We start from the raw sequence: 25,052 nt of genomic DNA, 5'->3' as shown, positions 1-25,052 counted from the left end.
AGTAAAAACCAACCAAAAAGGAGTGGGAAAGCTAGATCAACAAAAGTCAAAAAAGCGTGAAGACGCCAGCCATTATTGGCTCGGAATTGACTCAAGTTGTTGCAGGAGTAATGCCGCTTGTGTCCGGGTACGCACATTCAGCTTTCGAAAGATCGCCGTGACGTGGGCCTTGATGGTCGCCTCGGACACGCTCAGCTCATAGGCAATCTGCTTGTTCAGCAAGCCCTCACAGACCATGGTCAATACGCGGAACTGTTGGGGGGTAAGGCTGGCCAGGCCATCACTGGCGGCTTTGGCCTCGTCGGAGACACTGACAGCTTCGAACGCCTGCGGTGGCCAGAACACATCGCCATCGAGCACTTTGCGCACCGCGTCCTGAATCACGCTCAGGTCACTGGACTTGGGAATGAAGCCACTGGCGCCGAACTCCCGGGACTTGACCATGACCGAGGCTTCTTCCTGGGCCGAGACCATCACCACCGGGATCTGCGGGTACTGCCCGCGCAGCATGACCAACCCGGAAAACCCGAAAGCGCCTGGCATGTTCAAGTCCAGCAGAACCAGATCCCAGTCAGCCTTTTCGGTCAGGCGCGCTTCCAGTTCGGCGATGCTCGCCACCTCCACCAGTCGTACATCCGGGCCAAGGCCCAGCGTCACCGCTTGATGCAGTGCGCTACGAAATAGAGGGTGATCATCGGCAATCAGGATGTCGTATGTGGCCATTTTTCAAATGATCCTGTTTTTGATGGCAGACCCGACGCATTCAGGCCTCACCAAAGCAACTCAAGATACCGCCACACAGCGGTATCCACAGGGGCACGTTCAACGCCAATCACTTGCAAACACGGCGTTTCAAACCTTGGCCGCGCCCTAATCGGCGCCAAGCATGCCCAGCGAAGCCGGGGTGGTCAAGCAGCACGGCCGCCGCGGTGTGCAGTATGGGCCACTATGGGGCCAACACCGCTTGCGGCTTTCGTATATAAGGCAACAACTCGGCGTGGGCCGGGGTCGACTCATTGAGGTCCAGCTGTTGTTTGGCGCCCAGATAATGCTGGCTGAACACATCGAAATAAGCGTCCAGTGCCGAAGCGGCATCGCTGTCCCCCGCCAGCTCCAGGCACAACGCTGCGACTTCGGCGGTGCACAGGTGCTCGCTGCGGGTAGAACGGCGCAGGCGATAGCGCGAGAGTTTGTCAGGCAACAGGCTGAGAATCGGCAAGCGGTCGAAATACGGACTCTTGCGGAAGATTTTGCGCGCCTCGGTCCAGGTCGCATCCAGCAGGATGAACAACGGACGCTTGCTGCTATCGGCAGCGACCGTGTTGGTCACCCGTGACGGCTCGACGTATTCACCGGGAAACACCAGATATGGCTGCCATTGCGGGTCGTTGAGCAGCGCCAGCATCTGCGGATCAGGTTCGGTGCGCGACCAGATGAACGCGTGGTTGTCGCGCACCACATCGGCAATCAGCCAGCCGGTGTTGCTTGGTTTGAACACTTCCTTGCCGGTCATGATCAGGCACACGCCCGAACGGGTTTCGACCGTCGGTCGCCAGGCGCACAGGCAATGGCTGATGATCACCCGGCAGTCGCGGCAACGCTCGGAGCGAAAACCACGGGCCTGAATCGGCTTGATACCCTCGTCCTCGCGCTGATCGCGCAGGCGGGCTACAGCGTTGGGGGCATGATGGGTCACGGGCAACGCCCCACAGCAGGGAAACTCGACACGCACAGCACTCGGCAAGGCAATAAAGGCCGGCAGTTTAACAGAGCAGCGAGCGCAAACCTGTACCCTCCCGACCGGCTCCCCTATAATCCGGCGCCACTGAACGCACAGCCACGGGGCTGGTCGAACCACCAGTCACTGAATCAGGAGAGTTTCATGCTGCGCCTTATCGTTCCTACCGCGGCCATCGCACTGGCTTTGTCCTTCAGCGCTCAAGCGGCGTCCCTGAAAGAGCAGAATCTGAACAAAGAACTGCGCAACATCGCCGAACAAAGCAGCGTCGGCACACCACGGGCGATCAACGAAGACATTCTCGATCAGGGCTACACCGTTGAGGGCGTTACCCTGATCAACCACCTGAGCGTGCAGGCAAGTCACGCCGAAAAGATGCGCGCTGATCCAAAGGCCGTGTATTTCCAGCTGGGTGCTTCGGTGTGCAGTAACCCGTCGTACCGCAAGCTGATGGCCAAGGGCGCGATCATGCGTTACGACTTCAGTGAATACAAAACCAACAAGGCCATCGGCTCGGCCAGCTATCAGGATTCCGATTGCCCGAAAGCGGCTCCGGCGAAGAAGAAGTAATCATCCGGTGTTGGCGCGCCGCTGTTCATCTTCGGCGCGCAATTCGGCCACCAGGGCCTGCAAGTAGCGAGAGCGTCGCTCTCCCCCTGCCAACCGACGGCAGCACTCCTCTTCGAGACTCACTTGATTGGTCTCGGCTGACGCTTTAAGCATCCGATACAGCTGCGTATCGATCTCCAGAACCACTCTGGCCATCTATCCCGCCTCCTTGCCACCCACGAATCCTTGAAAAGCGCGCACCTTGCGTACGGTTGCTGACTTAAAGCTGTCGTACGGTGCCTGTAAGTTAGTAAATCAGAGCGATTGCTCTACGGCGTACGTTCGGACGAGCGGTGAGCTTCCTTTGCCAATCGACAAGCAACGGTTGCCAGAAAAGACTTCGTGGCGTAATGATCAACTCAGCGCAATGGCTCGCGAGGGTCTAGATTAAAAGTATTCCCGATCACCTGTTCACGGCAGAAAAAGGAGCTGCCGAGTGAGTTATTTGCAGCGCGGCACTGACGCCGCACGTCAGGGCCACAAGCTCTGTGCAGAAGGAGACGTTGAATGCCTTACCAACCGAATGACCTGCTCAGCCGTCATTTTCAGGAAAGCGGCCCCGACCTCATCAGCAAGGTCGAAGAACAACTCAACCAGGTTTCCCCCAACAGCCCGAACCTGCCGATTTATCGCGACATGATCCTGACCGTGCTGCGCATGGCCCAGGAAGATCACAACCGCTGGAACGCCAAGATCACCCTGCAGGCCCTGCGCGAACTGGAGCAGGCGTTCCGGGTGCTGGAACAATTCAAGGGACGACGCAAAGTCACCGTGTTCGGCTCGGCGCGCACGCCGGTCGAACATCCGCTGTATGCAATGGCCCGGGAACTCGGCGCAGCCCTGACACGCTCGGACATGATGGTCATCACCGGAGCCGGTGGCGGGATCATGGCCGCCGCACACGAAGGCGCCGGTCGCGATCACAGCCTCGGGTTCAATATCACCCTGCCCTTCGAGCAACATGCCAACCCGACCGTGGACGGCACCAGCAACCTGCTGCCGTTCCATTTCTTCTTCACCCGCAAACTGTTCTTCGTCAAGGAGGCCGATGCACTCGTGCTCTGCCCTGGCGGGTTCGGAACCCTGGACGAGGCGCTGGAGGTGCTGACACTGATCCAGACCGGAAAAAGCCCATTGGTGCCGGTGGTGTTGCTGGACACGCCCGGCGGAACGTTCTGGCAAGGCGCACTGGACTTCATTCGCCAGCAACTCGAAGACAATCGCTACATCCTGCCCACCGACCTGAAGCTGATGCGGCTGGTCTACAGCGTCGATGAGGCGGTGGAACAGATCAATCAGTTCTACAGCAACTTCCACTCCAGTCGTTGGCTCAAGCGTCAGTTCGTGATCCGCATGCATCACAAGCTCAGCGACCAGGCACTGGAGCATATGCAGGAGGCTTTCGCCGATCTATGCCTCAGCGACCAGTTCCATCAGCACGCCTACAGTGGCGAGGAGCACGACGAAGCGCAGTACAGCCATCTGGTGCGGTTGGCCTTCGCGTTCAATGCCCGGGATCATGGTCGACTCAGGGAACTGGTGGATTACATCAACCTCCCGGAAAACTGGGCACACACCAAACCACAGACGGCACAACGTGCACGTGAGCCCTCGAAGGTCATTTGAAGGCAAAAAAAAACGGCCCGCTATTTTCATAGCGGGCCGTTTTTGTTGAAGCGTCTTAATCGTCCATCTCTTTGCCGCTGAACAAGCGGTTGATCATCTCCATCGAGAAGCCCCGATACGCGAGGAATCGGCCTTGCCTGGCCCGCTCCTTGGCATCAATGGGCAACTGCCCGGAGAATTTTCGCTGCCACGTATCCCGAAGCTGTCCCTGCCAATCGATACCGCTTTCGCGCAAGGCGAGTTCAATGTCGGCGCGCTGCAGACCGCGCTGGCCGAGCTCTTCACGAATCCGCAAAGGGCCGTAGCCGGAACGGGCACGGTAGGAGACAAAGCTTTCAAGGTAACGGGCTTCGGAAAGCAGCCCTTCTTCCGTCAAACGGTCGAGGGCTGTTTCGATCATCTGCGCCTCAGCGCCGCGCTGACGCAGTTTGCGCGTCAGTTCGACTCGACCATGCTCGCGTCGAGCGAGCAGGTCCATGGCGGTTCGCCGCACCGCGACGAGGGTATCGAGTACGGCGGTGGTCATCGCTGTTATCAGATATCAGCGTCAGCCAGGTCATCTTCGGTCTCTTTGACCGCAGAAGCCTTGGAGTCGGCGATCACTGCTGGCGACAGCAGTTTGTCACGCAGTTGCTTCTCAAGCTTGGCAGCGACTTCCGGATTGTCTGCCAGAAACTTGGCCGAGTTGGCCTTGCCCTGACCGATCTTGGTGCCTTCATAGGCATACCAGGCGCCGGATTTCTCGACGAAACCGTGCAGCACACCCAGGTCGATCATCTCGCCATTGAGGTAGATGCCTTTGCCGTAAAGGATCTGGAACTCGGCCTGACGGAACGGCGAAGCCACCTTGTTCTTCACGACCTTGACGCGGGTTTCGCTGCCAACCACTTCGTCGCCTTCCTTCACCGCGCCGGTACGGCGGATGTCGAGACGGACCGAAGCGTAGAACTTCAGCGCGTTACCACCGGTGGTGGTTTCCGGGCTGCCGAACATCACGCCGATCTTCATGCGGATCTGGTTGATGAAGATCACCAGGCAGTTGGCGTTCTTGATGTTACCGGTGATTTTACGCAGCGCCTGGGACATCAGACGGGCTTGCAGGCCAACGTGCATGTCACCCATTTCGCCTTCGATTTCAGCCTTCGGTACCAGTGCGGCCACGGAGTCGACGATGATCACGTCTACGGCGTTGGAGCGCACCAGCATGTCAGTGATTTCCAGTGCCTGCTCGCCGGTGTCCGGCTGGGAAACCAGCAGGTCGTCGACATTGACGCCCAGTTTGCCGGCGTACTCAGGGTCGAGGGCGTGTTCGGCGTCGACGAATGCGCAGGTCGCGCCGGCTTTCTGAGCCTGAGCGATCACGGACAGCGTCAGTGTGGTTTTACCGGAAGATTCAGGACCGTAGATTTCAACGATACGACCTTTTGGCAGACCGCCAATGCCGAGTGCGATGTCCAGACCCAGAGAGCCAGTGGAAATGGCCGGGATCGCCTGACGGTCCTGATCGCCCATACGCATTACGGCACCCTTGCCGAATTGACGTTCGATCTGACCCAGGGCCGCAGCCAAGGCTTTCTTCTTGTTGTCGTCCATTAAAGTCCTCACGTAATCAATAAGGCCTGACGGCCAACACCTGTATAAGTAGCCAGTATTATTCCACAGCGTTCGCGGATCGCCTACCCCTGATTTTCGATTTCTCGTGCCGCTAGTCGCAACAGCCCCTCTAGCGCGGCCTTCACCGTTTGTCGGCGGACTTCGTCGCGACCGCCGGGGAAGTGCTGGACCTCGCTGGAAACCACATCGCCCACACCCCAGGCCAGCCACACGGTGCCCACCGGTTTGTTCGGTGTACCGCCGTCAGGCCCGGCCACGCCGCTGACCGCCACGGCAAACCGCGCCAGGCTGTTCTTCTGCGCGCCACGCACCATCGACTCGACCACCTCGCGACTGACCGCCCCCACTGTGCCGAACAGTTCGGCGGGGACATTCAGTTGCTGGGTTTTCTGGCGGTTGGAGTAGGTCACGTAACCGGCTTCGAACCAGGCCGAACTCCCCGGAATCCGCGTGATCGCTTCAGCAATCCCGCCACCGGTGCAGGATTCGGCGGTGGTGACGTGGGCATTGAGCAATTGCAGACGTCGGCCAAGGTCGGCGGCCAGTTGGGTGATCTCTTTCACGGTGTGCTCCGGATCGGGTGGAAGACCTTCACCGTACACGACCCGGTTGCGCTTTCAATACACAGACTCATTCAAAATGTTCGGGCGCCTGCGCTCGGACATAGGCCTGACACGCCTGCAGGGCGATCAGTCCACGGTCGCCGGTGTCGGTGATGGCGATAATTCGTTGAGCATGCGCCGGGTCAAGTCGGGCGCGTACGGTTGCATGATCCACGCCGCCGGGGCCGGTGGTGGCTGGCACCCCGCAGCCTTGGGCAGCGTCGCCTGCGTCGATGAGGACTGACAGGCGCAGATCAGCAGTGGCAAGACGATCGCGCAGGCGATCCTGATCACGTTGGGCATCGCTCATGGCTCGATAGTGGGTTTGCTCACTGGCGGCGAGGCGTTGCTCGAGGGCCAGACGCTTGTCCTGCTCGACCTGCTGCGCGGTGGCAGCGGCCGAGGTCAGTTGATTGAGGGTGTCGGCATGCCGTCGCGCCTGCTCGGCCAGTTGACGGCCATAGCGCCAGTCCTGAGCGTGCCAGGCCAACGCGGCCGCGATCAGAGCCAACGACAGAACGCCGATTACGCGCCAGGAGATGGACATAGCACCGCCCTCGCCCGCGCCCAGATGTCGAGGCGATCCTGCAGGCCATTCAACCCGCCGTTGATTCGGCGGGTGATGCTGTTGAACTGGTCGCGATCAGCCAGTTCGTTCAAGCCGTTCAGCTCCCAGAACCATGCGGCGGACTCCGCCGCCCATTGCGGCTGCTCAAGTAATTCGGGCAGGGACAGCAAACGTTCATCGCCGAACAGGCCGAGGCTGCATTGACGATAGTTGCTGCGACCGGTGATCTGGATCAGCCCGCGACCACGGTACTTCTGGCCGTCGCCGTCCGCCTCGGGCGTGTTGCCCAATCGAAGCGCCAGCGTGCCGGTGTCGTATTTGCTCAGGTATTGGTTGTTGCCCAACTCGCGCACGTATTGCAACTGGCCCGACTCGTGGCCGATTTGCGCGAGAAACGCAGCGACACGTTTGGGGGTGTCGATGCGATGGCTGGCCATGGCGCTGTTGAGCGCAGAAACAAAAACGCCCGCTTGGCTGCGGGCGTTGGGCATGATGGTTTTAAGGTTGTCTTCAGTTATTTGCATAATGCGTAATCCTCCCTGGATGTTGCGATTGAATCATGGTTGGCGGACAACGCCCCCCAGCCATTTTTTTGCCAGAGTTGTCAGGGTGCTGTCAGGGACCTTTTCCTCAGTTGATACGAATACCCAGCCGAGGGTACCGAAGTTGGCTGTCCAATCGATTTGCGGTGTCGGGGTAATGTCGGTGATATCGACCCAGAGCAGGTCCGGGTGAAACATCTCGGCCATATTGCCTTCGGTGGAGAACAACTCGACCACCGTGTTATTGACGATGCGTGCGTAGGTTTTCATCAGGCGTACTCGTAGACGATCACTGCACCGGGGGCACCGGCTGAGCCTGACCGTCCGGGTTGGTTTGGAGCATTGGCGACTCCGCCGCCACCAGAACCGTATCCGGATCCGATGCTGGCAGGGCCACCAAAGCTGTTCCCTGTTCCCCCCGCCCCCAAAGGCGAACTGGCGCCATGTCCGGCGAGCGTAGGCCCGGCTATCGAGATCCCGGGGGAACCGGAAGTACCAGCAAAATTGACGATATTTCCTCCAGAAGCGACAACACCTGGTGAACCGCCTGCGTAAAGGCCATTACCGTTCGGTGCAACCAGCTCGATCCACCGCGATCCCCCGCCTCCCGGAGCCGTCACGAAGGCGCCAAACGAGCTCGTCCCACCGGTTCCTCCATCGCTCGCAGGAGCGCCTGCCGCCCCTGCGGCACCGACGGTGATAATTTGGCTGCTGCCAAGCGTCTTCGCATCCAGCCATGCCTGCGCATAACTCCCGGAAGAGCCGCCACCACAAACGCCATATTGAGTGCCGCTGGTTGCGCCAACGCCTGCGCTGCCACCACCACCGCCCACCACCTTGACCAGCACATTTTTCATCCCGACCGTTGGCACATAGGTTCCAGATGCGGTAAATGTTTTCACCTCAAGCAGCCGGCCACTCGCAGCATTGCCGCCGCTCGCATACACCAGCACCCAACTGTCCAGTGCGGCGCTGTACACCACCGAACACACGCTGCCACCAACAATCTCGGCAGGCCGCAACGCACTCAGTCCCAGACTCAAAAGCGGCTTGGGCAACAACCCGTTCGGTGCGAAGGTACTGGCTCCGTTATTGGCATTACCGGCAGTAAAGCGCAATGCCAATCCATCCTTTAGCGTTGAGATGGCAGGCACATAGTTGGCCATGTAAAGATTGGCTGCGCCGATATCTGCGGCATGTTTATCTTCACCTGCCTGACTGAGTTTTTTAACGGCTTGTAGAAGTTGAGTTGTATCGTCTTCACTCGGTTCGAAACCAGCGGACCTGACGACATTCAACAGCTCATCGGTAACACTATTGCCCCAAGTTGCCGGGATCAACGATCCCGGCAACCCAGCAACAACATCTTCATTGACGAACTTGCCATTCACCAGCCCGACGCTGGGAACACTTTTTGGGTAATCCATTTCAACTTCCTTGAAGGCTTAGAGCGCAGCAGCCAACCACTGCGGCGCTACCGGCCGATGCTCGCTGAGCGGAAAGAAGGAGCCTTGCGGCCAGTCACGCAACTCACGGCGATAGGTTTGCAATTGCGCGTATTGCTCGGTAGTCAGCGTGGTACCGCCGCCGTCCTCCAGCTCATCGCGGTCACGGGCCACCAGACCATCAGTGGCTGCCAGTTGCGCCGTGCGCCAGAAGCGCTCGGCATCAGCGGCCTCAGCCGGCGAGGGTGGCGGTGGATCGACCAGAATCGGGTAGCCGTTATCGGCACTCACGCCAATCATTTTTGGAGTGACCGCCAATTGCTGCAGCAGCGAGATCCAATAGCCCTGAGGAATTTCAATAACGTCGTCGGGAATATCCGTCGAGTTGATACCCGGCACATACGCGCTCCGGGTGCTGGCGCTGAACAAAACATTGAACGGGTTCATTCAATACCCCTTTGCAAAATAGTTCACAGACCAACCTGCGTTCACTTGAGCGGCAGCATTGCGAATTCTCAGCGTGCAGCCCTGCTGGTTGTATGCGATCACAGCAACCATCGCCGCATCGCCTCCCGAATGGGTTGCCACCAGCGAGAAATAGCCCCTTGGAAACGGGATCGGAAATGTCACGTACACATTGCCCTCGGCATTCGATATTCCCGAGCCCCACTGATCGATATTGCCGCTGGCGTGTTTCTGATATCCGGGGTTGCTCACCAGTCCGGAAAACAGCGCGGCATATTTCAGACTGGCCGTGCCATGAACCGTCCAGATGCCGTTCTCTTTGACAATGTTGGCACTCTCGCCGCTGTTCATCACAATCGAGGTCAAATAGGCGCCTTGCGGGCTGATTTGTGTGCCACTCATGCAAGCGACGGTGATCACGGCATTACTGCGACAGTGAAAGCCGATCGTTGCGCCGTTAGGGACCTTGGTGATATCCGGCAAGGTTACGGTGTACGCCGAGTTCCCCCCCAGACCAATCACCCAGCCCACATCCGCTGCCGTCAGTTGCGTCGCGGCAGACACACCACGCGCCCCGGCATAATTGCCCAGTGCGCGCTGGACAAACTCAGACGTTGCCGCCGACCGGCTGGCATCGAATGGTGCAGCCGTCTGGAACAATTGGTTGCTGCGCAGAGCGCCGAGCAATTGAGTATTCGACGCCTCACTTGGCGTCAGCCCTCCGGCCCGCACCACCTCAAGGATTTCCTGGGTAACACCGTTACCCCAACTGGCAGGGATCAAAGAGCCCGGCGAGCCTTTGATCGGGTCTTCATCAACAAACTTTCCGTTCACCAGACCAGCGCTGGGAACACTATTGGGATAATCCATTACTTTTCTCCTGCTCTGAAAGCGAGCCATGACGGGGTCGAGGGTCGGGAAACTGTCGAAGGAAAATGACTTGATTCAGGCCAGTCGCGCAGCGCCTGACGGTACTCCAGCAGTTCCAGATACTGCGCAGCCTTGAGCGTCGTCCCGCGTCCCAGTTCCTGCTCATCGCGATGCCGTGTCACCCACCATTCGGTGGCCGCCAGGCTGGACTGGCGCCAAGTGCGCGCGGCCGCCAGAGGCTCTTGTTCCGCAACAACGGTTTCAGGGGTAACGGCCGGACTTTCCATGGCTGGCAACGGCGCAATCTCTTGGCGCAGTTCACCGATGGGCGCGCCGATTTCGATCTGCATGTCGCCCGGCACCTGCACCATCGTCTCGACGAAAGCGGGAGCAAACAGTTGGGTGATCGCGTAGTCGCCGGTGTCGATCACCTCGACCGCGACACCGTTTTCCATTCGTGCATAACGGGCCATTACTCGTACTCCCAGATTTCACAGAAAGCATCACCGCCAGCACCGCTGACGACTGACGCCGAAGCGTTGACCGAGCATGAACCGCTGCCACCCGAGCCACGGATGCCGGCGTTGCCGGCCGTGTTGGATCCGGTAAAGGATGCCCCGCCGTCGAAGGGGCTCGGAGCCCCGCAACCTGAGAGCAATCCCCAATTGGCGTTGCTCATCCCGAACCCACCCGTGATACCGCGGGCGCTGCACAAATTGCCGCCGGTAATCGCTCCGCCTACGCCACCCTGGATAAAACCGGACGAAGTACCGGTGACCACGATCGCCAGTTTCTGCCCGCCACCGCCTCCCGAAACACTCATGTAGGCGCCAAACGAAGCACCACCACCCGCCAGGCCCGTGGTGTTGCTGACGGCACCACCGGCGCCCAGCGAAACCGGCACGCCGGCGAGCATTTGTGCAGTGACGTCATACAGGCTTTCTGCGTAAGCACCTGAACCGCCACCGCCGCCAAGGATTTGATTACCTGCCGCCACCGGCCCACAGCCACCACCGGAACCACCCGCCCCCACCAGCCGCACGCGAATCCGTTTGGCCCTGGGATTAGGCTTGTAAACCGTGATCCCGACCGTCTCGATCTGCCGCACCGCCAGCAATCGGCCCACCGCATCGGTGATGCCGTAGCCGGCCAAGGTAGTCGGGGTGTTTTTCAGTTTGCTGAAGTCGACCAGCGCACCGATGGCCGTTGCCAACTGATCCGTCCTGGCCTCATCAGGCGTCAGCCCGGCAGCCTTGATCGCGTTGAGAATTTCCTGCGTGACGCTGTTGCCCCACGCGGCGGGAATCAACGATCCCGGGGAACCGGCGAGCGGGTTTTCATCGACGAAACCGCCGTTGACCAGGCCGACGCCGGGAATACTTTTTGGATAATCCACGTCATAACCTTCTACAGTTTTTACAGACAGCCGAACGCCGACAGCACGACGCCGTCTGTAACGTTTCAGTGAAATTGCGAGTTATAGCGCTGGCGTAACAACGCTTTGGGCAGGCGCAGCCGGCCACTCGATAATCGCTGGGTAGCCCGGTTGCAGTTCGATCCGCGCAAGGTTCAATGCGTAACGCTTCCAGGCTTGCAATGCGCTCAGTTGTTCACTGGTCGCCTCGCCCAACTCGTAAGCGTATTGCAGCGGTGCGACACGAATCACCACGGTGCGCAGGTGATTATCGCGCGCGACATCCGCCTCGGCAGCCTGGCCCGCACGTTCGGCTTCGACATCCAGCACCCAATCATCATCCTTCCAGAAGCAGTAGTTGGGGCGAGGCTTGACGGTCAGGTCATCAGGCAGCGTGCCGAACTCGTTCCAATGGAAAGGCAAGCCGTTGTCTTTGCGATACACCAGGCCACGCATATCGAGCAGCTGTACCGCCTGTCCATCGCGCCACACCCACGCATGACCGGCCTCGACGGGCAGCGACTGTTCAGGGAGTTCGATTGCGTTGCTCGGTATTTGAGCGCCTATCCCGGGAATGACCATAGGCTCGAACGGCCCCGCAATTTCCTGGGTCATTTCATCTACATAGTAATAAGGCATTGTTCGCTTCCTTTTGATGGTGAAGGCGACCGGGAAACCGGCATCAGATGAGTTTCATGCGGGCGGGATAGGCAACGTTTCGCGGACGCGTCATGCCCCAGTAGCCACTGACCAGATTGTCGGCAAACGCCGCACTCGACCAATAGGCAAGACCGGCAAACGAGGTCGGATCGACGCCGACCGTCGCCAGATCGCCAATCCCCTGAACCGCTGGGGCACTGCCGTTATCCCCGGTGATGTTGGTGCCGGTCTGCCAGGAGCCGGCGACCCGCCCGGTGTCGATGTTGCGTTGTTCATCGAGCACCCGGATAAATTCGCCACGGACCTCCGGGCCTCGGAATGTCTTGATCCCGTCACCGCTGCTCCAGCCGCCAGCGCGAGCAGCCTCTGTGCGCAACATGCCGGACTGAACAGCGTGGTCCCAGAGCCAGGGCCATTCGGCGCGCAACATTTCTCTGCCATCCAGCGCGCCATAGCCACCGGGATTCGAGGCCGTCGAGGTTTCAAAGACGATCCTGCCCAAAGGCGTTGCATCGAACCGACCGACCGGCCACCAGTTGCCTGTGCCGTCGCTGCGCAGGTGCCACCAGTCCCCTGCCCCTATCAGCGCCAGGAACGGATAACCGTTGGCCGACAAGTGCGTGTGAAACCTGATCCGGTCATTGCCCGAAGCCTGCACGACCAGCCGCTTGCTACTGTTATCGACGCGGCGAACGATGAAGTCGCGAATGCCGGACAACGTACTGACCGCCGGCAGATTGATCGTGGTATCCGCTGCACTGGCGCTGATCAGCACCAGCCCGGCTTCCTCCGGCGCCAGCACCTTTGAAGTCGACACTTCAGTGACCCGCGATGACATCGGACTGGCCAGGCTCAGGAGTTTTTGCAAGGCTGAGAGCAACTGAGTGTTGGTCCCTTCAGCCGGGGTTATTCCGGCGGCCTTGATCACGGACAGCAGCTCTTCGGTCACGCTGTTGCCCCATACCGCCGGAATCAACGAGCCCGGCGTACCCGCCACCGGGTTTTCATCGACAAAGCGGCCATCGACCAGACCGACGCTGGGGACGCTTTTTGGATAATCCATAGGTCTTTCGTTCCTCTGAAATAACAAATGAACCGCGTCGTCAGGCTCACTACTGAGAGCCCGATAGCGGTATGTTTTCTGAAAATAAAAAGCCCACATTGAAGTGGGCCTGGGTGATGCGGAGCAAAGATTCGCGATCTAGAGGTTTTGGCTGCCGAGCACTTCGCGAATCGCCGCCAACGCTTCGTCCCCGGCACTGCGCGCCAGATCGAGATTGCCTTTGGCGGCGTGCGCGCGGATCTGGTACTTGGCCTTCAGGCGCAAGGTGCGCAGGGTCAGCAGATGGTCGGTGAGCTGATCGGCCTTGCTCAGGATCTGCTCGGCAGCCTGTTTGGCCGTACGACCTTTGACCACCCACGCTGCGACTGACAACGGCACTTCCTTTTTCGGGTAACCGGCGTCCTGATAAGCCTGCGCGTCGGCAGCGGCCTGCGCATACTCCATGGCTTTGAGCGGGTCGCCGGCCAAAGAGGCGCGTGCACTGTCAGCCGCCGCGTCGACTCTGGAACACAGCTGCTCGGCTTCCTGCAGTTCCAGTTCAGCGACTCTGGAGGCATTCAGCTGCCATTTTTCTCCATCCCAATCATGGGCACTGGACGGCTGGGCCGGACGCAAGCCTTCCTCGAACTGATGCAGCTCTTGAATGATGATCATCGGATCAACTCCCAGGAAAAATTCACGTTCACCGCCGCAGCGAAGTTGACCGCGATGCCATTGGCATAATCGGCCGGACCGACACTTTTGAGCCCCATGCTGAACAGCAATTCGTCACTGGCGGCAGTGCCTGCGCCCCAAGTGTGTTCGGCCTGATAGGCCTGCCACAGCGAGCGCAATTCGTTGTGATCGAAGCTGGCGGTCAATGTCGACACCGTTGTATCGCTGACCACGTTGCTGGAAAAAATCAGCGCCGCGCCACCCGGCGTTGCCCAGCCATCCCAGTTGTTGGACGTACCGACCGTCGGGTTCAGGTAGCAGTAGTTACCCCCCAACCATCCGGTCGGTGCAAAGTTCACGCTGGTAATCCCGGTCGGATGCGGCGTCGGGTTACCCACCACCAGCCGCGCCGCACGGGCATGCGGATCAAGTGGCAGATAAACCACACCATTGCCATTGACCGTTTGCGTCCACGACAACCGGCTGCGGTTGTAGATGGCTCTGACAGTGGGTATCGAACCCGGCCCCGCCGTGACAACCCACGCCAGGCAAAGGTCCAGTGGCGTCGACTGGAAGCCGCCACCCGCCGCACCATTGACCGTGCCCTTCAATCCTTCCGGGGTCGCGTCATAGACCGTGCCGCGCTGCATGTAAAAAGTCAGCACGCCACCGATGACTTGCGCCCGCAAAAAGTAACCGGAACTTGGCAGCAGATCGGGGCTGCTCCAGACCTGGGTGGTGAACGTACGCGCACGCCCCAACTGCCCGGCCACCACCTCCTGTCCAAGACTGATCAGCACACCGGCCGGTATCGATACCCGCCCGCCACCCGTGGAAACCGCTGCCGGAGTGATCGCCAGGCGACCGTCCGGCGTCGCCACCGTCGCGGTCGGCAAAGAGCTGATCGGCAACGCCGAATCCAGATTCCAGCCCTTGGCCGAAACGCTCTGAATCGCCTGCAGCAACTGATCGTATTTCTTCTCGTCCGGCGTCAGCCCCCCGGCATTGATCACGTTGATGATTTCCTGCGTAACACCGTTGCCCCAATCTGCCGGAATCAGCGATCCGGGCGTGCCGGTCATAGGGTTTTCATCGACAAACTTCCCATTCACCAGACCGGCGCTGGGCACACTGTTCGGATAATCCATCCCGTCATTCCTCCCTAGTCATAGTTGATGTGCACCTTGGTATGCGCCGGCGCACTGCGGTGGATCAGGCACTCAAGTGCCGAGCCCGGGTTCACGCCAAAGCGCTCACCCCAATAGCTCGCACCGTAGCGCCGACCGAGCAGCAGTCGGCCGCCGGTGTTGAGCGTCCACATGAACTGCGCTTCCCAGGTGCCCCAGTGCGCCGCGCCGAAGCGCGAGCGGCCCATGCGCGGGGCTTCGTGCTCGGTGATCGTGGCGTTGGGGTAGCCCTGGCTTTTGGCGATGTCGAGGTAGTAGCCGATCGCCTGGCTACCGACCGCCAGCAAGCGCCGGCGCACGGCGAGGCGGCGATCGTCGAACAGCGGTGTAGCGCCCAGACACGGGTCGGGCAGCTCCATCACCCGTTCCCAGTCCGGCACCAGTTCGCTGACGCCCGCCGGGTCCATCTCGTTGAGCAGGTCGGCGGCACGGGCGTCGAGGCGTGCCAGTTCGACAGCAACGCCTTGCAGCACTTCCTCAAGTTCCGGGACGCGCTCCGGATCCCACGCCGGGCCGCTGGGCAGCAGCGCGCGCAACTGCGCCTGGTATTGCGCGGCGGTTCTTATGCCCCCCATACGCAACCTCCGAAGGTGAGCAGTTCGCTTTGCCCGGCAGGCACGTCAGCGGCCGGCGCGGTCAGCGTGTGGTCGTACTCACCGCCGGCGCTGCTGATGGCTTCGCGGATATGGCTGATCAGCAACGGCACGCCCAGATCAGCCTCGCGGTTGTGCAGGTCGCGCAGTTGCGCTTCAACCGCAGCGCGCACGGCGCTGGTGTCCGGATTGACGCTCTTGAAGCGATACACCACCGGCACTTGAATCGGTCGCTGCACATGCACTTCCGCCGTCACCGGGCGCAACGGTTCGATGTAGTCCTGAACTTCCGCCAGTTGCTCATCGTTGGGCACCGGTTGCGGGTCTTCGTCACGCATGATGAACACCGTCACCGTGCCCGGCCCGAGCAGACCGCCTCGGCACCAGGCGCGCGTCACGCCCGGCACTTCCAGCGCCCAGGTCTCGTAGTCGCTGGACGAACCGCCGTGCGGGATCACGCGATAGGAACGGATCACCCGCGAGCGCAGCGACTCCAGGCTTTCCCGCGCCACGCCGCCGCTGAGGCCCGGCGCCAGCACCACAAAACTGTTGCCGACCACACCGGTAATCGGCTGCACCGGGGTCAGCGCCAGACCGGCGTCGGCATTACCCAGGCTGCCGGCATCCAGCGCAGCGAGGGTGGTGGTGTTGCTGCCATTGACGGTGGTGCGCGCGGCGGTGACTTTGTAGGTGCGGCCATCGCTCGCTTGCAGCAGCGTATCGACGTCGAGCACCGCACCGGCGGTGGCGGTAAAACTGACGCTGCCGGTGGCGACTTGCGCCGGTTTGCGTGGCTGGTTCAGGCGCAGGGCGGCGATGCGTTCCAGGGTCGACTCGTCGGCCTTGTCCGGCAGAATCTGCTCGGCAATCCAGTCGAGATAACCGTACAGGCCATAAGCGGCACCACCGAGGGTACGGGCCAGCACTTGCGCATCGGACTGGCGCAGCGAATCGCCGGCCAGGTCGCTTTGGGTGCGCTTGATCAGCACCGGCAGCGAAGGGGTTTCAAACGGCATAGTTCACCTGCCAACTGTTATCGGGGTTGATGTCCAGACGTTCGCCGTCAGCCAGGGTCAGGACCGTGCGCAGGTTCAGACGCTGGGCGTCGAGGCGTTCGCTGATGATGTCGATGGCGCTGCAGTGGCCGTCGTCGATCAGCCATTGCAAGGCTTCGCGGGCGTAGAACTCGGCGTCCATCTGGGTCTGTCGGGTCAGCTTGACCCGGCGCAGCAGCCACAGCCGCGAGCCGATGCGGTCGTCGGCAACGGTGGGAAAAGTGTCGCCCCACCAGCCGAAGCGCTCCTCGTCGTCGAGAGCGTCGTCATCGGCGGCGCGTCGCCAGGTGAACAGGCTGATGAGCACGGCGCGGGTCAGTGCGGCGTGGAGGTTCTGGCTGATGAACATCATTTGCCTCCTGCCGGCGCACCGGTCTGGCCGCTGCCGGCCTGCACGCCGACATGCACGTGTTTGATCTGACTGATGCCACCGGCGAGCTGATCGCCGGTGGAGACGATCTTGCCGGTCTGGTTGATCACCGGCGTGTCGAAGTTCACCGCGGTACTGGCGCGGATGTTCAGCGTGGCGGTTTCGATGTCGATGATCCGCCCGCGCTTGAAGTGAATTTTGTCGCCCTCGTCGGTGTAGATCGCCACTTCACCGGCGGCCAGCGACTGCAAGCGATAACGACGGTCGGCGACCACCAGGGCGATGGCGTGGGAACGATCGCCACCGAGAAAAGTGACGATGCCCTCGGCGCCGGCCAGCGGGTTGCTGGTGAAACCGTAGGGTTCGAAATGCTCCATGTCGTCGTTCACTTCGCCGGCGGTGAGGCGCATTTGCAGCGATTGCAGCTTGGAAGCCGAGTTGGCGAGCACGACAGTGCCGCGCGCCAGCAGGCGTGTCAGTAGGCTCATGGGGTGTCCTCAAGGAGCAGACCCGACACCGACAAAATGTGGGAGCGGGCTTGCTCGCGAAAGCGGTGGGTCAGTCAATGAGGTGTTGGAGCTGCCGACGCTTTCGCGAGCAAGCCCGCGCCTACAGGGGTTCGGTGTCAGGCTCAGGTTTTTTTCGGGGGTGTGGGATCAGGATCGAAGGTATGCGGCGGCGCCACTTGCAGCGTGGTTACCGAGCCTTGTGCCGATAGCGAATAAGTGACCTTGGAGATCAGCATGTCGCCATCAAACCCAAGCACCGGATCCGTGACCTTGACCAGCGTGTTGTGCCGCCACAGGTCGCCGTTGGCCTGGCGCCAGCCCTGCACCTGATACGTGGTGGTCTGCGCCCGCCCCATACGGGTGGCGCTCTCCCACTGGGCGCGTTGCTGGGCCAGTTCGAACGTCAGCGCGGTGCCCTCGTTGATGATGGTGGTGCGTCGACGCTTGAAGCTGAGGTCGGTCGCGCTGGATTCAACCTCGCTGACCGCCGCCCCGCTCTTTTTGTCCGAACCTTTCTGCTGGCCGATCACCCGGTATTCGGAGAACACCTGGCTCTGATCCATGGCGGCGTTGGCCGACAGGATATTCTTGCCCAGCTCCAGCGCATCGCTGGCCCGGCCACCGCTGCCAGGCTTGGCCAGCACCAGCCGGCCCTGCGCGTCATCGGTGGAAAACACCCGGAACAGCGAGAGCAACCGGTCGATCGACTGGAACACCGTTTCGCCGGGCACAATGGTGTGCTTGGCGAGCCGCGCAGTCTCGGGAATTTCATTGACCACCATCAACGAGTATTCCATGGCCAGCGCCTGAACGATGCTCAGCAACGGTTGCTCCTGCCATTGATTGGGCCGGTTGGTGGCCGCGCAATCGACCAGGTCCTGAGTCTTGGAACTGCCTTCGATACTCAGGCTGATCTGGCGTCCGTCGTAGCTGATCGGGGCCTTGAACACGTAGCCGGTGAGCACCAGGTCCTGGCCGATTTTCACTTCACAGGGGTCACCCGGCTTGATCCGCTGGTCCACCGTCTGCCCCGGCCACTGCCAGGTGATATCCAGTTTGAAAGTGCGGAACTGGCGCTCCAGATCAGCCGTGATTTCCACGCTTTTCCAGCCACCGTATTCCATGTTGTTGACGGTCAACGTGACGCGGTTATCCATCTCGCTCATGGCTCACTCCCTGGACACTTTCACGTCGTTGGGGGAAAAGCCCGGATGGTTCATCGCGTTGCTCTGAGTCACTTGAGTCACCCGTGTGGCGTCGGCAAATTGCTTGTAGGCCACAACCAGCGCCGGCAGGCTTTCCTGGAACGATTTAGTGACCTGTCGCACACCGGATGACGCCACTGCCTTGAGATGCGCAAGCAGCGCTTCCTTCACATCGTTGATCGCCTGGTGGTGCTTGGGATCGGCCTTGTCCAGCATCGGATCAATTGCCACCCCGACCGCCTTCTGCAGCGCTTTCATTTCATCGGTCACCGGTACTTCCTGACGGGTCACGGGTTGATCCGCCTGATGAGCCACCGAAGGTGTCGACGACAGTTTCACCGCTGGGGTCGCCACCGGCATCGACGCCACCCACTGCGCCACTTTGACCAGCATCGTGTCCTGCACCAGATCGGCCATGGCTTGCGCCGCGGCGTTGGTGTCCTTGCCGGTGGTGATCTTCGGCGCATCAGCCTTGCGAATGGCTTCGAGTTGTTGGGACACGTCGGCAATCACGCCACGGTAGCCCTCCTTCGCGAACGCCTTGAGCTCCTTGATATCGCCGAGCAAGCCTTTGAACTCCGCCGCCACTTCCTTGGGCAATTCCTTGACGGCCTTGACCAGTTCGGTGATCTGCCGGTATTGCTCGATCAGCGGTTTGAGCTGCTCTTTGATCACTTCATAAACGCCAGTCAGGCTGTTGCGCAGATTGGCGATGCCGATCCGCGCAGCCTTGATCAGCGTCATCGCCTGTTCGAAGCGCGCCACCGCTGAACCCAGCAGCGTGTCAGCCTTGACCAGCAAGACTTTCTGCGTGCTGACGGTGGCAGTCGGGAACGGCAACGGCTGATCGGGATAAAACTTCAGACTGAACGTCACCAACCCGCCGTCCTGGCGGGTGTGGGTCATGTCGCACTCACCGACCTTGACTTGCAGGCGTCCCAGCCAAGGGTGCACCAACTCGCCACTGCCCTGCTCCAACGCCTTGAGCAGCTTGTCGCGCTGCTCCAGACAATCGGCGCCGATGATGAAAGCCGTCAGGTCGTGGGTCTTGGCCTGCTGGCCGAGGTCCTCGAAATACGGCAGGTCACGTTGCGGATATTCGTGCAACTGACCTTTGCGACCGACCGGGGTTTTCGCCTGATCGATCCAGAAACCGACACCGCGAAACGATGCCGGCAACAAACGGTCACGCCAGTTCATTGGAACCTCCTGCCGACAGCGAGCGATAGCCGATGCGCGATGACAACGCCAGGCCCGGTTGATTGCTTTGCGGTTGATCGGTGCGCATCCCGAGCGGTGCATTGACGAAGCTCACCGTCAGGCCGCCTTCGAGTTGCGTACGATTGTTGGCGGCGCTTTGCTGGATCAGCGCGCTGGAGGTTTGCGGCAGCGTGCTGTGCAACGCTGCGCCGCCCGCAGGTGCCGTTGTGCTGGTGCCGGCAAGGGTCGCGAAGAAGCCTGTGAAGTTGCCGCCGAGCAGTTCTTTGACCTGCCCGAAGATGCCTTGCAACTTGGTCCACATGTCACTGAACCAGGTCAGCACCGGCTGCCATTTCTGCTGGATCGACTCCAGCGGTGACTGGCTGAACAGATCGCCAAACACGCCTTTTACCGTTTGTGCATCCGTGGTCAACGATGCCCACAAGCCGGAAAAGTATCCCGTTACGCCGTTCCAGGCCGCCGTTGCCGATTCCACCGGCAATACGTCGAACACGTTGCGCAGGTTGTCTTGCAGCGCTGCCATCGACGCCCGCAGGACATCCCCGAGTGCCGAGAAAACCCCGGCCACGGGTTGCCAGGTACTTTCAATCATCGCCACAGGCGATTGGGTGAAGATCGATTTGACCTGCTCCCACCGCGCCGCAGCCTTGCCGGCAACACCGCCCAGCAGATCGCTGAACACGTTGCTCACCGTGCCCCAGGCACCCGCGATTGCCTGCGTCGGCGACCAACTGAACTGCGCCTTGAGCGCGTCCAGCCCGGCAGACGCTTTGGCCTGTGCGCCAGCGAAGAAATCACTGACGACACTGCTGGCCTTCGCCAGTGCCTTGTTCCACACCTCACGCGGTGAGAAATCGAACTTCGCCTTGAGCTTGTCGATCCCCGCTTGCGCATCCGCCATCGTGCTGGCGAAGAAATCACTGACGACGCTGCTGGCCTTCGCCAGTGCCTTGTCCCACACCTCACTCGGTGAGAAATCAAACATTGCCTTGAGCTTGGCGATACCCGCTTGCGCCTTCGCCACCAAGTCGTCGTAGTACTTGCCGACGCTATCGACTCCAGCATAAAAGTCCGCGCGGATCTCTCCCCACTTTTTGCTGATCCACGCGCCCATCGAGTCGATCGCCTGCCCGGTCTTCGCCACGCCGGCGTTGAACGCCGCCGCGACGTAGTCCCACATCCCGCCGAAGAACCCGGAAATCGACGCCCAGTTATTGGTGATCAACCGCGCACCGATCACGATGAGCGCAACGGCCCCGGCGATGGCGGCGGCAATCAGGCCAATGGGTGAAGTCAGAATCCCCAGCACAGCCACCAGCCCCATCGCCCCGACCGTCACCACCGTGAACGCCACGGCAGCGGCCGCCAGCCCTTCGACCAGGTAAGGATTGTTGGCCACGAACTGGCCAACCGACGTGATCACCGGCGTCAGCGCAGTGACGATACTGTTGACCGCCGGCAGCAGCGCTTGGCCGATATTCAGCGAGATCTTGTCCAGCGCTTCGTTGAATTTTGCCAGGTTGGCCGAGGTTTCCCCCTGCACCACCTTGGGCACTTTCAGGCCTTTGAGTGCCCTGGCTTTCTTCGCCAGCGCATCCTGCGCTTCGATGGCCTTTTTGATGCCGTCCTGAAACGGCTTGAGCAGACCACCTTCGGCAATGAAGCCGGCCACGTCCAGCGGCTCGAGGCCGCTGTCTTCCATGCTTTTCTTGAATGCTGCGACCTTGCCGCGCAGCCCCTTCATCTCGGTCTCCATCTTCTCGGCGCCCTTGAGCACCACGAGCATGTTGACCGTGACGGGAAAGTTCTGCGGGATCAGGCTCAAATTTGTATTCGCCATCACTGCACCTGCTGCATCGCATTGATCCGTTGCGCGTGCTCCAGCGATTCGCGGAGCACATCCAGTGGCCTGGCCATCATCTGTTCGGGGTCAACCTTCCAGAACCAGGCCAGGTCATAGGCGACTGCGATCAGGTCGGTGATGGCTCCGACGCCGCACTCATGAAAAAACTCGCAACGGCCCAGCTCAGCGCATTGAGGTCAGCCAGATCGAGCTGGTTGACCGACGACGGCGGAATGCCGGCACACACGGCGATGTATTTGGCCGCCACATCCATGTCGAGGCTGACTTCTTCGCTCTTGTCGATCTTGTACGGCAGCGCCTTGATCGCTCGCACCTCCTGCACCGTCGGACGGCGCAGGACGAGTTCGGTCAAAGGCTCGCCGTGAGCTTCGATCGCAACCTGAAGCTTCACGGCGCCGCTCATTGCCAGGTCCCCTTGATGCCTTCGAACTTCAGTTCGATGGTGGCGTCATCGCCCTTGGAAACCGGCTCTTCGACCAGATAGGCACCGGCCAGCACGTAGACTTTGCCGTTGCTGAATTCGCAGGTGACAGTGATGTCGGTGCCTTCGATCAGCTTCTTCAACGGAAAGTCGGCGGTGTGCAGCGCGGTCACTTTGAACGACGGCGCGACGTCGGTTTCCTTGTAGAAACCCGGTACGACGGTTTCGCGTTTGACGGCCATCAGCGGGGCTTCGCAGCCGCCGTTGATAGTCAGTTGTGCACCGTCCACTTTGACGTAGCAGGTGCCTGCAATCACTTGACCCATGGTGTTACTCCCTTCAAATAAAAAGCCCACGCGAGGTGGGCTGAATGCTTACGGTCAAACGCGGCGATCAGGCCGCGTCGTCGTATTGCAGACGGAATTGGTTGAGCAGTGCGAACACGCGCAGACCGTTGATGTAATCCGGCGGGAACAGCACGTTCACGCGGCTCGGGTCCTGCACGTCGCGCTCGACGATCAGGTGCTCGGCGAACAGCTCGGCGTTCTCCACGTGGCCTTCCAGTTCCAGCTTGGCGTACTGCGCGATCAACTCGCCGCGAATGGTCGCCGGGGTGACGATCGGCTGGCCGGCGCCGAAACGGGTGCCGTCGGAGGCCAGTTTGTGGCGACCGTACTTGCTGGTGATCACGCTCTGCAGGCGGCGCACGATGAACGCCGACTGGTGCATGGTTTCGCTGTCCAGGTAGGAATTGTCGGCCTGACCGTAAGCGTTCTTCTGGTAGGTGGTGATCGAACGCTGGATGCGCACGTAACCGCCTTCGTAGTAGGCAGTGGCGATGCCGTAGTTGAGCAGCGACTGACGCTCGGTCAGGGTGAAACGCTCACTCGCCGGTGCAGGGTCAACGCCCGGCAGGCTGCCGCTTTGGGTCGGACGGCTGGCATCGGCGGAGATGAACACCGCGGTGCGCGCAGCCAGTGCTGCAGCTTGTACCCAGAACGGTTGCGGTACACCCGGCTCCAGCGCCTGAATGGTCATGTGCTGGTCGTTGCGCGCCTGGCCAGCTGCGACCAGCGTGCCGACGGTGCCGCGCTTGGCGCTGTAGACGTGGCCGAACAGTTGCTTGGCCCACGACCAGCGACCGGTGCTGTCATCCATGACCGCTTGCCAGGTGTTGAGGGTCGACAGATCCGACCATGGCAGTGCGATGAACTCGAACGGCTCGTCGCCCAGTGCGGCAACCGCCGCCACCTGGTCCGGCACACCGGCGCCGCCGGTCATGGCGGTGATGGCGGTGGTCAGGCCGGCCGGGGTTTCTTCGCCGTTGCTCTTGCCCAGGCGATTGAACTGCAGGCTGATGTCGTTACCGCTGTCGCCAGTCCATTTGGCATTCAGGGTGACCACACCTTCGGCAGCGGCAGCGCTCACCGGCAGATCGGCCGTGGCGTTGATCTTCTGCGCCAGTGCAGTGGCCGCTTGCGCTGCGGTGGCACCGTTGACCACGGTGGCCTGCACACGCACACCACCGACGTACAGGTTGAGCACGCCCGCCTGGGTCGCGGTGCCAGTCAGGGTCAGCACGCCTTTGGCGATCGCGCCTTCAGCGTTGTGCAGCGGCAGGCACCAGATCTCGCCGATCGGGTCGGCCTTGCGGAAGGTCTCGTACATCGAGGCGAACATCGAGCCCTGACCACCGATGCTTTTGGCCAGCGCAACGCTGGAGACCAACACCAGTTTGCCGACTTCGGTCGGCGCGATGTTGTCGTTGACCTGAGCGACGATCAAACGACGCAGGGTCGAGCTCGCGCTATTGGCGGCCGAGTTGTCCATTTCGGCATAGAACAGCGGTACACGAATGTCCGCGGGGATGTTGCTGAATCCGATCGCCATTATTTGGCTCCCTGTGGTTTAGCCGCTTTTGCGGTTTTGAGTGTGATATCGCCGTCGGCCAGACGCCGGCGCCACCAGGCGCTGTCCAGCACTTCACGGCCTTCGAGGGGCAGCAGATCGCCCGCCTCCGGGTCAGGCACGGCACGGCCAGCGGCCGGCAGTACGGTGATGCGATTGCTCATGGGGTTACGTCTCCAGAGAAAGTCAGTTCCACGCGCCCGTCAGGGCCCGGGTGTTTCAGATTGGGGTCGGCCGGGTCGATCGCATCGACCCGCACGGTGACTCCGGTAAAGGACGACAAACCGTCCAGTTCACGTTCGTGCCAACTCTCCGCAGGCTGACTCGGCAGATTGCGGCCGAGCTGGAACTCGGCAAAAAAGCGCAGCCGGTAGAAGGCGCGGCTGCTGTTGATCGAGACCATCTCGCCGCCGTCATAAACGATGGCGCTGTAGTCGGTGCCCGGTTTGAACCCCACCAGCGCGCGCCACAATTCGGCGCGCAGGTCGTGCAACAGATCCAGCGCTTTTGTGCCGTCGCTGGCGTCAAGTGCGAGGACGATTTCGAAGCGGTCGCGGATCGGTTGCGAGGTGAGGTTTTGCGCGGTGCCGTTACTGGCCGGATCGGCCAGTGGCAGGACATGGGCCGAAGGTGTCGGCAGATCGGCGTTGCCTTGCAGCAAAGCCAGATCGACACCCACCGCAATGTGATTGGCAAGGCCAGGGCATTGCGCACGCAGTTGCGTGAGGATCGGGGTGATCTTCATGGTGGTGTTCCAGAGTTGAGTGAAATTGAGGAAAACACCGCAGATCCACTGTGGGAGCGGGCTTGCTCGCGAAGGCGCTGTATCCGTCGCCATCAATGTTGAAT

Annotated in this window: 32 protein-coding genes; 2 read left to right on the top strand and 30 right to left on the bottom strand. The window is 60.9% G+C overall.

Annotated elements, in window-relative coordinates; all coding sequences use genetic code 11:
* Positions 1–72 precede the first annotated feature (72 nt).
* Positions 73–723 carry a response regulator transcription factor ErdR gene (erdR, locus tag AC1UK9_RS06430; protein ID WP_025110816.1) on the bottom strand — a complete coding sequence of 217 codons (651 nt, stop codon included), beginning with the start codon at positions 721–723 and terminating at the stop codon, positions 73–75.
* 223 nt (positions 724–946) lie between these two features.
* On the bottom strand, positions 947–1,696 hold the full coding sequence (locus tag AC1UK9_RS06425) for a tRNA-uridine aminocarboxypropyltransferase (protein ID WP_482579719.1): 750 nt from the start codon (positions 1,694–1,696) through the stop codon (positions 947–949).
* A gap of 186 nt (positions 1,697–1,882) precedes the next feature.
* Here AC1UK9_RS06425 and AC1UK9_RS06420 point away from each other — a divergent pair, with 186 nt between their 5' ends.
* Positions 1,883–2,308, top strand: a complete 426-nt coding sequence (locus tag AC1UK9_RS06420) for a PA3611 family quorum-sensing-regulated virulence factor (RefSeq protein WP_025110818.1) — start codon at positions 1,883–1,885, stop codon at positions 2,306–2,308.
* Here the strand turns inward: AC1UK9_RS06420 and AC1UK9_RS06415 are convergent, their stop codons facing one another.
* Positions 2,309–2,503 carry a hypothetical protein gene (locus AC1UK9_RS06415; protein WP_007964369.1) on the bottom strand — a complete coding sequence of 65 codons (195 nt, stop codon included), beginning with the start codon at positions 2,501–2,503 and terminating at the stop codon, positions 2,309–2,311.
* A gap of 351 nt (positions 2,504–2,854) precedes the next feature.
* Here AC1UK9_RS06415 and AC1UK9_RS06410 point away from each other — a divergent pair, with 351 nt between their 5' ends.
* Positions 2,855–3,973 carry an LOG family protein gene (locus tag AC1UK9_RS06410; protein WP_473014646.1) on the top strand — a complete coding sequence of 373 codons (1,119 nt, stop codon included), beginning with the start codon at positions 2,855–2,857 and terminating at the stop codon, positions 3,971–3,973.
* A 55-nt stretch (positions 3,974–4,028) separates the two neighbouring features.
* Here the strand turns inward: AC1UK9_RS06410 and recX are convergent, their stop codons facing one another.
* The 27 genes from recX to AC1UK9_RS06275 all read right to left on the bottom strand — a co-directional run bounded on the left by recX (position 4,029) and on the right by AC1UK9_RS06275 (position 24,948).
* On the bottom strand, positions 4,029–4,499 hold the full coding sequence (recX, locus tag AC1UK9_RS06405; RefSeq protein WP_473014645.1) for a recombination regulator RecX: 471 nt from the start codon (positions 4,497–4,499) through the stop codon (positions 4,029–4,031).
* Positions 4,500–4,507: 8 nt separating this feature from the next.
* Positions 4,508–5,566, bottom strand: a complete 1,059-nt coding sequence (gene recA / locus AC1UK9_RS06400; protein ID WP_003222269.1) for a recombinase RecA — start codon at positions 5,564–5,566, stop codon at positions 4,508–4,510.
* A gap of 83 nt (positions 5,567–5,649) precedes the next feature.
* The gene (locus AC1UK9_RS06395) at positions 5,650–6,150 is read right to left on the bottom strand and encodes a CinA family protein (protein WP_025110822.1); all 501 of its coding nucleotides are present in this window, start codon (positions 6,148–6,150) and stop codon (positions 5,650–5,652) included.
* Positions 6,151–6,217: 67 nt separating this feature from the next.
* Entirely contained in the window at positions 6,218–6,736 is a 519-nt protein-coding gene (locus AC1UK9_RS06390) for a lysis system i-spanin subunit Rz (RefSeq protein WP_482579718.1), read from the bottom strand.
* Positions 6,715–7,281, bottom strand: a complete 567-nt coding sequence (locus AC1UK9_RS06385) for a glycoside hydrolase family 19 protein (RefSeq protein WP_025110824.1) — start codon at positions 7,279–7,281, stop codon at positions 6,715–6,717. Before AC1UK9_RS06385 ends, AC1UK9_RS06390 begins: the two co-directional genes overlap by 22 nt.
* A gap of 33 nt (positions 7,282–7,314) precedes the next feature.
* On the bottom strand, positions 7,315–7,569 hold the full coding sequence (locus AC1UK9_RS06380; protein WP_025110825.1) for a hypothetical protein: 255 nt from the start codon (positions 7,567–7,569) through the stop codon (positions 7,315–7,317).
* On the bottom strand, positions 7,569–8,726 hold the full coding sequence (locus AC1UK9_RS06375; protein ID WP_482579717.1) for a glycine-rich domain-containing protein: 1,158 nt from the start codon (positions 8,724–8,726) through the stop codon (positions 7,569–7,571). Before AC1UK9_RS06375 ends, AC1UK9_RS06380 begins: the two co-directional genes overlap by 1 nt.
* A gap of 18 nt (positions 8,727–8,744) precedes the next feature.
* Positions 8,745–9,191: a tail fiber assembly protein gene (locus AC1UK9_RS06370; protein ID WP_025110827.1), complete on the bottom strand. Its 447-nt coding sequence runs from the start codon at positions 9,189–9,191 to the stop codon at positions 8,745–8,747.
* The gene (locus AC1UK9_RS06365; protein ID WP_025110828.1) at positions 9,192–10,079 is read right to left on the bottom strand and encodes a gp53-like domain-containing protein; all 888 of its coding nucleotides are present in this window, start codon (positions 10,077–10,079) and stop codon (positions 9,192–9,194) included.
* The gene (locus AC1UK9_RS06360; protein WP_482579716.1) at positions 10,079–10,552 is read right to left on the bottom strand and encodes a phage tail assembly chaperone; all 474 of its coding nucleotides are present in this window, start codon (positions 10,550–10,552) and stop codon (positions 10,079–10,081) included. Before AC1UK9_RS06360 ends, AC1UK9_RS06365 begins: the two co-directional genes overlap by 1 nt.
* Positions 10,552–11,475, bottom strand: coding sequence for a glycine-rich domain-containing protein (locus AC1UK9_RS06355; RefSeq protein ID WP_473014638.1), 924 nt, complete (start codon positions 11,473–11,475; stop codon positions 10,552–10,554). Before AC1UK9_RS06355 ends, AC1UK9_RS06360 begins: the two co-directional genes overlap by 1 nt.
* A gap of 81 nt (positions 11,476–11,556) precedes the next feature.
* Entirely contained in the window at positions 11,557–12,132 is a 576-nt protein-coding gene (locus AC1UK9_RS06350) for a tail fiber assembly protein (protein ID WP_473014637.1), read from the bottom strand.
* Between the two features lie 43 nt (positions 12,133–12,175).
* Positions 12,176–13,216 carry a hypothetical protein gene (locus AC1UK9_RS06345; protein ID WP_025110832.1) on the bottom strand — a complete coding sequence of 347 codons (1,041 nt, stop codon included), beginning with the start codon at positions 13,214–13,216 and terminating at the stop codon, positions 12,176–12,178.
* 138 nt (positions 13,217–13,354) lie between these two features.
* Positions 13,355–13,870 carry a phage tail protein gene (locus AC1UK9_RS06340; RefSeq protein ID WP_482579715.1) on the bottom strand — a complete coding sequence of 172 codons (516 nt, stop codon included), beginning with the start codon at positions 13,868–13,870 and terminating at the stop codon, positions 13,355–13,357.
* Positions 13,867–15,018, bottom strand: coding sequence for a hypothetical protein (locus tag AC1UK9_RS06335; protein WP_025110834.1), 1,152 nt, complete (start codon positions 15,016–15,018; stop codon positions 13,867–13,869). The genes AC1UK9_RS06340 and AC1UK9_RS06335 overlap by 4 nt, the downstream gene beginning before the upstream one ends.
* A gap of 14 nt (positions 15,019–15,032) precedes the next feature.
* Positions 15,033–15,632 (bottom strand): YmfQ family protein, encoded by a 600-nt coding sequence (locus AC1UK9_RS06330; RefSeq protein ID WP_025110835.1) that lies wholly within the window; start codon positions 15,630–15,632, stop codon positions 15,033–15,035.
* Complete coding sequence (locus AC1UK9_RS06325) at positions 15,620–16,666, bottom strand: baseplate J/gp47 family protein (RefSeq protein ID WP_025110836.1); 1,047 nt, start codon at positions 16,664–16,666, stop codon at positions 15,620–15,622. Before AC1UK9_RS06325 ends, AC1UK9_RS06330 begins: the two co-directional genes overlap by 13 nt.
* The gene (locus AC1UK9_RS06320) at positions 16,656–17,054 is read right to left on the bottom strand and encodes a phage GP46 family protein (protein ID WP_473014634.1); all 399 of its coding nucleotides are present in this window, start codon (positions 17,052–17,054) and stop codon (positions 16,656–16,658) included. The genes AC1UK9_RS06325 and AC1UK9_RS06320 overlap by 11 nt, the downstream gene beginning before the upstream one ends.
* On the bottom strand, positions 17,054–17,563 hold the full coding sequence (locus AC1UK9_RS06315; protein ID WP_025110838.1) for a phage baseplate assembly protein V: 510 nt from the start codon (positions 17,561–17,563) through the stop codon (positions 17,054–17,056). Before AC1UK9_RS06315 ends, AC1UK9_RS06320 begins: the two co-directional genes overlap by 1 nt.
* Positions 17,564–17,706: 143 nt before the next feature.
* Positions 17,707–18,750 (bottom strand): phage baseplate assembly protein, encoded by a 1,044-nt coding sequence (locus tag AC1UK9_RS06310; protein ID WP_025110839.1) that lies wholly within the window; start codon positions 18,748–18,750, stop codon positions 17,707–17,709.
* A gap of 3 nt (positions 18,751–18,753) precedes the next feature.
* A complete protein-coding gene (locus AC1UK9_RS06305) occupies positions 18,754–19,989 on the bottom strand; it encodes a DNA circularization protein (protein ID WP_025110840.1) in 1,236 nt (411 codons plus the stop codon).
* On the bottom strand, positions 19,976–21,850 hold the full coding sequence (locus AC1UK9_RS06300) for a phage tail tape measure protein (protein WP_482579714.1): 1,875 nt from the start codon (positions 21,848–21,850) through the stop codon (positions 19,976–19,978). The genes AC1UK9_RS06305 and AC1UK9_RS06300 overlap by 14 nt, the downstream gene beginning before the upstream one ends.
* A 130-nt stretch (positions 21,851–21,980) precedes the next feature.
* Complete coding sequence (locus AC1UK9_RS06295; protein ID WP_003222226.1) at positions 21,981–22,277, bottom strand: phage tail assembly protein; 297 nt, start codon at positions 22,275–22,277, stop codon at positions 21,981–21,983.
* On the bottom strand, positions 22,274–22,621 hold the full coding sequence (locus tag AC1UK9_RS06290) for a phage tail tube protein (protein ID WP_007964335.1): 348 nt from the start codon (positions 22,619–22,621) through the stop codon (positions 22,274–22,276). The genes AC1UK9_RS06295 and AC1UK9_RS06290 overlap by 4 nt, the downstream gene beginning before the upstream one ends.
* 67 nt (positions 22,622–22,688) lie before the next feature.
* On the bottom strand, positions 22,689–24,185 hold the full coding sequence (locus AC1UK9_RS06285; RefSeq protein ID WP_482579713.1) for a phage tail sheath subtilisin-like domain-containing protein: 1,497 nt from the start codon (positions 24,183–24,185) through the stop codon (positions 22,689–22,691).
* Positions 24,185–24,367 (bottom strand): DUF2635 domain-containing protein, encoded by a 183-nt coding sequence (locus AC1UK9_RS06280; RefSeq protein ID WP_003222219.1) that lies wholly within the window; start codon positions 24,365–24,367, stop codon positions 24,185–24,187. Before AC1UK9_RS06280 ends, AC1UK9_RS06285 begins: the two co-directional genes overlap by 1 nt.
* Positions 24,364–24,948, bottom strand: a complete 585-nt coding sequence (locus AC1UK9_RS06275; RefSeq protein ID WP_025110844.1) for a phage tail terminator protein — start codon at positions 24,946–24,948, stop codon at positions 24,364–24,366. The genes AC1UK9_RS06280 and AC1UK9_RS06275 overlap by 4 nt, the downstream gene beginning before the upstream one ends.
* Positions 24,949–25,052 lie beyond the last annotated feature (104 nt).

The sequence above is a fragment of the Pseudomonas sp. AK-TSAG1-1 genome, assembly GCF_056821665.1.
The sequence above is the reverse complement of the archived record's forward strand: the minus strand, read 5'-3'. Positions and strand labels throughout refer to the sequence as shown.

Bases quoted from the DNA above. Each gene is read 5' to 3' on its own strand.
- AC1UK9_RS06350 (WP_473014637.1), bottom strand. From the start codon at position 12,132: ATGCCTTATTACTATGTAGATGAAATGACCCAGGAAATTGCGGGGCCG.
- AC1UK9_RS06290 (WP_007964335.1), bottom strand. From the start codon at position 22,621: ATGGGTCAAGTGATTGCAGGCACCTGCTACGTCAAAGTGGACGGTGCA.
- AC1UK9_RS06310 (WP_025110839.1), bottom strand. From the start codon at position 18,750: ATGAGCGAGATGGATAACCGCGTCACGTTGACCGTCAACAACATGGAA.
- recA (WP_003222269.1), bottom strand. From the start codon at position 5,566: ATGGACGACAACAAGAAGAAAGCCTTGGCTGCGGCCCTGGGTCAGATC.
- AC1UK9_RS06345 (WP_025110832.1), bottom strand. From the start codon at position 13,216: ATGGATTATCCAAAAAGCGTCCCCAGCGTCGGTCTGGTCGATGGCCGC.
- AC1UK9_RS06295 (WP_003222226.1), bottom strand. From the start codon at position 22,277: ATGAGCGGCGCCGTGAAGCTTCAGGTTGCGATCGAAGCTCACGGCGAG.
- AC1UK9_RS06410 (WP_473014646.1), top strand. From the start codon at position 2,855: ATGCCTTACCAACCGAATGACCTGCTCAGCCGTCATTTTCAGGAAAGC.
- AC1UK9_RS06420 (WP_025110818.1), top strand. From the start codon at position 1,883: ATGCTGCGCCTTATCGTTCCTACCGCGGCCATCGCACTGGCTTTGTCC.
- AC1UK9_RS06315 (WP_025110838.1), bottom strand. From the start codon at position 17,563: ATGAGCCTACTGACACGCCTGCTGGCGCGCGGCACTGTCGTGCTCGCC.
- AC1UK9_RS06335 (WP_025110834.1), bottom strand. From the start codon at position 15,018: ATGGATTATCCGAACAGTGTGCCCAGCGCCGGTCTGGTGAATGGGAAG.
- AC1UK9_RS06370 (WP_025110827.1), bottom strand. From the start codon at position 9,191: ATGAACCCGTTCAATGTTTTGTTCAGCGCCAGCACCCGGAGCGCGTAT.
- AC1UK9_RS06280 (WP_003222219.1), bottom strand. From the start codon at position 24,367: ATGAGCAATCGCATCACCGTACTGCCGGCCGCTGGCCGTGCCGTGCCT.
- AC1UK9_RS06380 (WP_025110825.1), bottom strand. From the start codon at position 7,569: ATGAAAACCTACGCACGCATCGTCAATAACACGGTGGTCGAGTTGTTC.
- AC1UK9_RS06365 (WP_025110828.1), bottom strand. From the start codon at position 10,079: ATGGATTATCCCAATAGTGTTCCCAGCGCTGGTCTGGTGAACGGAAAG.
- AC1UK9_RS06340 (WP_482579715.1), bottom strand. From the start codon at position 13,870: ATGATCATCATTCAAGAGCTGCATCAGTTCGAGGAAGGCTTGCGTCCG.
- AC1UK9_RS06300 (WP_482579714.1), bottom strand. From the start codon at position 21,850: ATGGCGAATACAAATTTGAGCCTGATCCCGCAGAACTTTCCCGTCACG.
- erdR (WP_025110816.1), bottom strand. From the start codon at position 723: ATGGCCACATACGACATCCTGATTGCCGATGATCACCCTCTATTTCGT.
- AC1UK9_RS06305 (WP_025110840.1), bottom strand. From the start codon at position 19,989: ATGAACTGGCGTGACCGTTTGTTGCCGGCATCGTTTCGCGGTGTCGGT.
- AC1UK9_RS06325 (WP_025110836.1), bottom strand. From the start codon at position 16,666: ATGCCGTTTGAAACCCCTTCGCTGCCGGTGCTGATCAAGCGCACCCAA.
- AC1UK9_RS06375 (WP_482579717.1), bottom strand. From the start codon at position 8,726: ATGGATTACCCAAAAAGTGTTCCCAGCGTCGGGCTGGTGAATGGCAAG.
- AC1UK9_RS06275 (WP_025110844.1), bottom strand. From the start codon at position 24,948: ATGAAGATCACCCCGATCCTCACGCAACTGCGTGCGCAATGCCCTGGC.
- AC1UK9_RS06360 (WP_482579716.1), bottom strand. From the start codon at position 10,552: ATGGCCCGTTATGCACGAATGGAAAACGGTGTCGCGGTCGAGGTGATC.
- recX (WP_473014645.1), bottom strand. From the start codon at position 4,499: ATGACCACCGCCGTACTCGATACCCTCGTCGCGGTGCGGCGAACCGCC.
- AC1UK9_RS06390 (WP_482579718.1), bottom strand. From the start codon at position 6,736: ATGTCCATCTCCTGGCGCGTAATCGGCGTTCTGTCGTTGGCTCTGATC.
- AC1UK9_RS06320 (WP_473014634.1), bottom strand. From the start codon at position 17,054: ATGTTCATCAGCCAGAACCTCCACGCCGCACTGACCCGCGCCGTGCTC.
- AC1UK9_RS06285 (WP_482579713.1), bottom strand. From the start codon at position 24,185: ATGGCGATCGGATTCAGCAACATCCCCGCGGACATTCGTGTACCGCTG.
- AC1UK9_RS06330 (WP_025110835.1), bottom strand. From the start codon at position 15,632: ATGGGGGGCATAAGAACCGCCGCGCAATACCAGGCGCAGTTGCGCGCG.
- AC1UK9_RS06385 (WP_025110824.1), bottom strand. From the start codon at position 7,281: ATGCAAATAACTGAAGACAACCTTAAAACCATCATGCCCAACGCCCGC.
- AC1UK9_RS06415 (WP_007964369.1), bottom strand. From the start codon at position 2,503: ATGGCCAGAGTGGTTCTGGAGATCGATACGCAGCTGTATCGGATGCTT.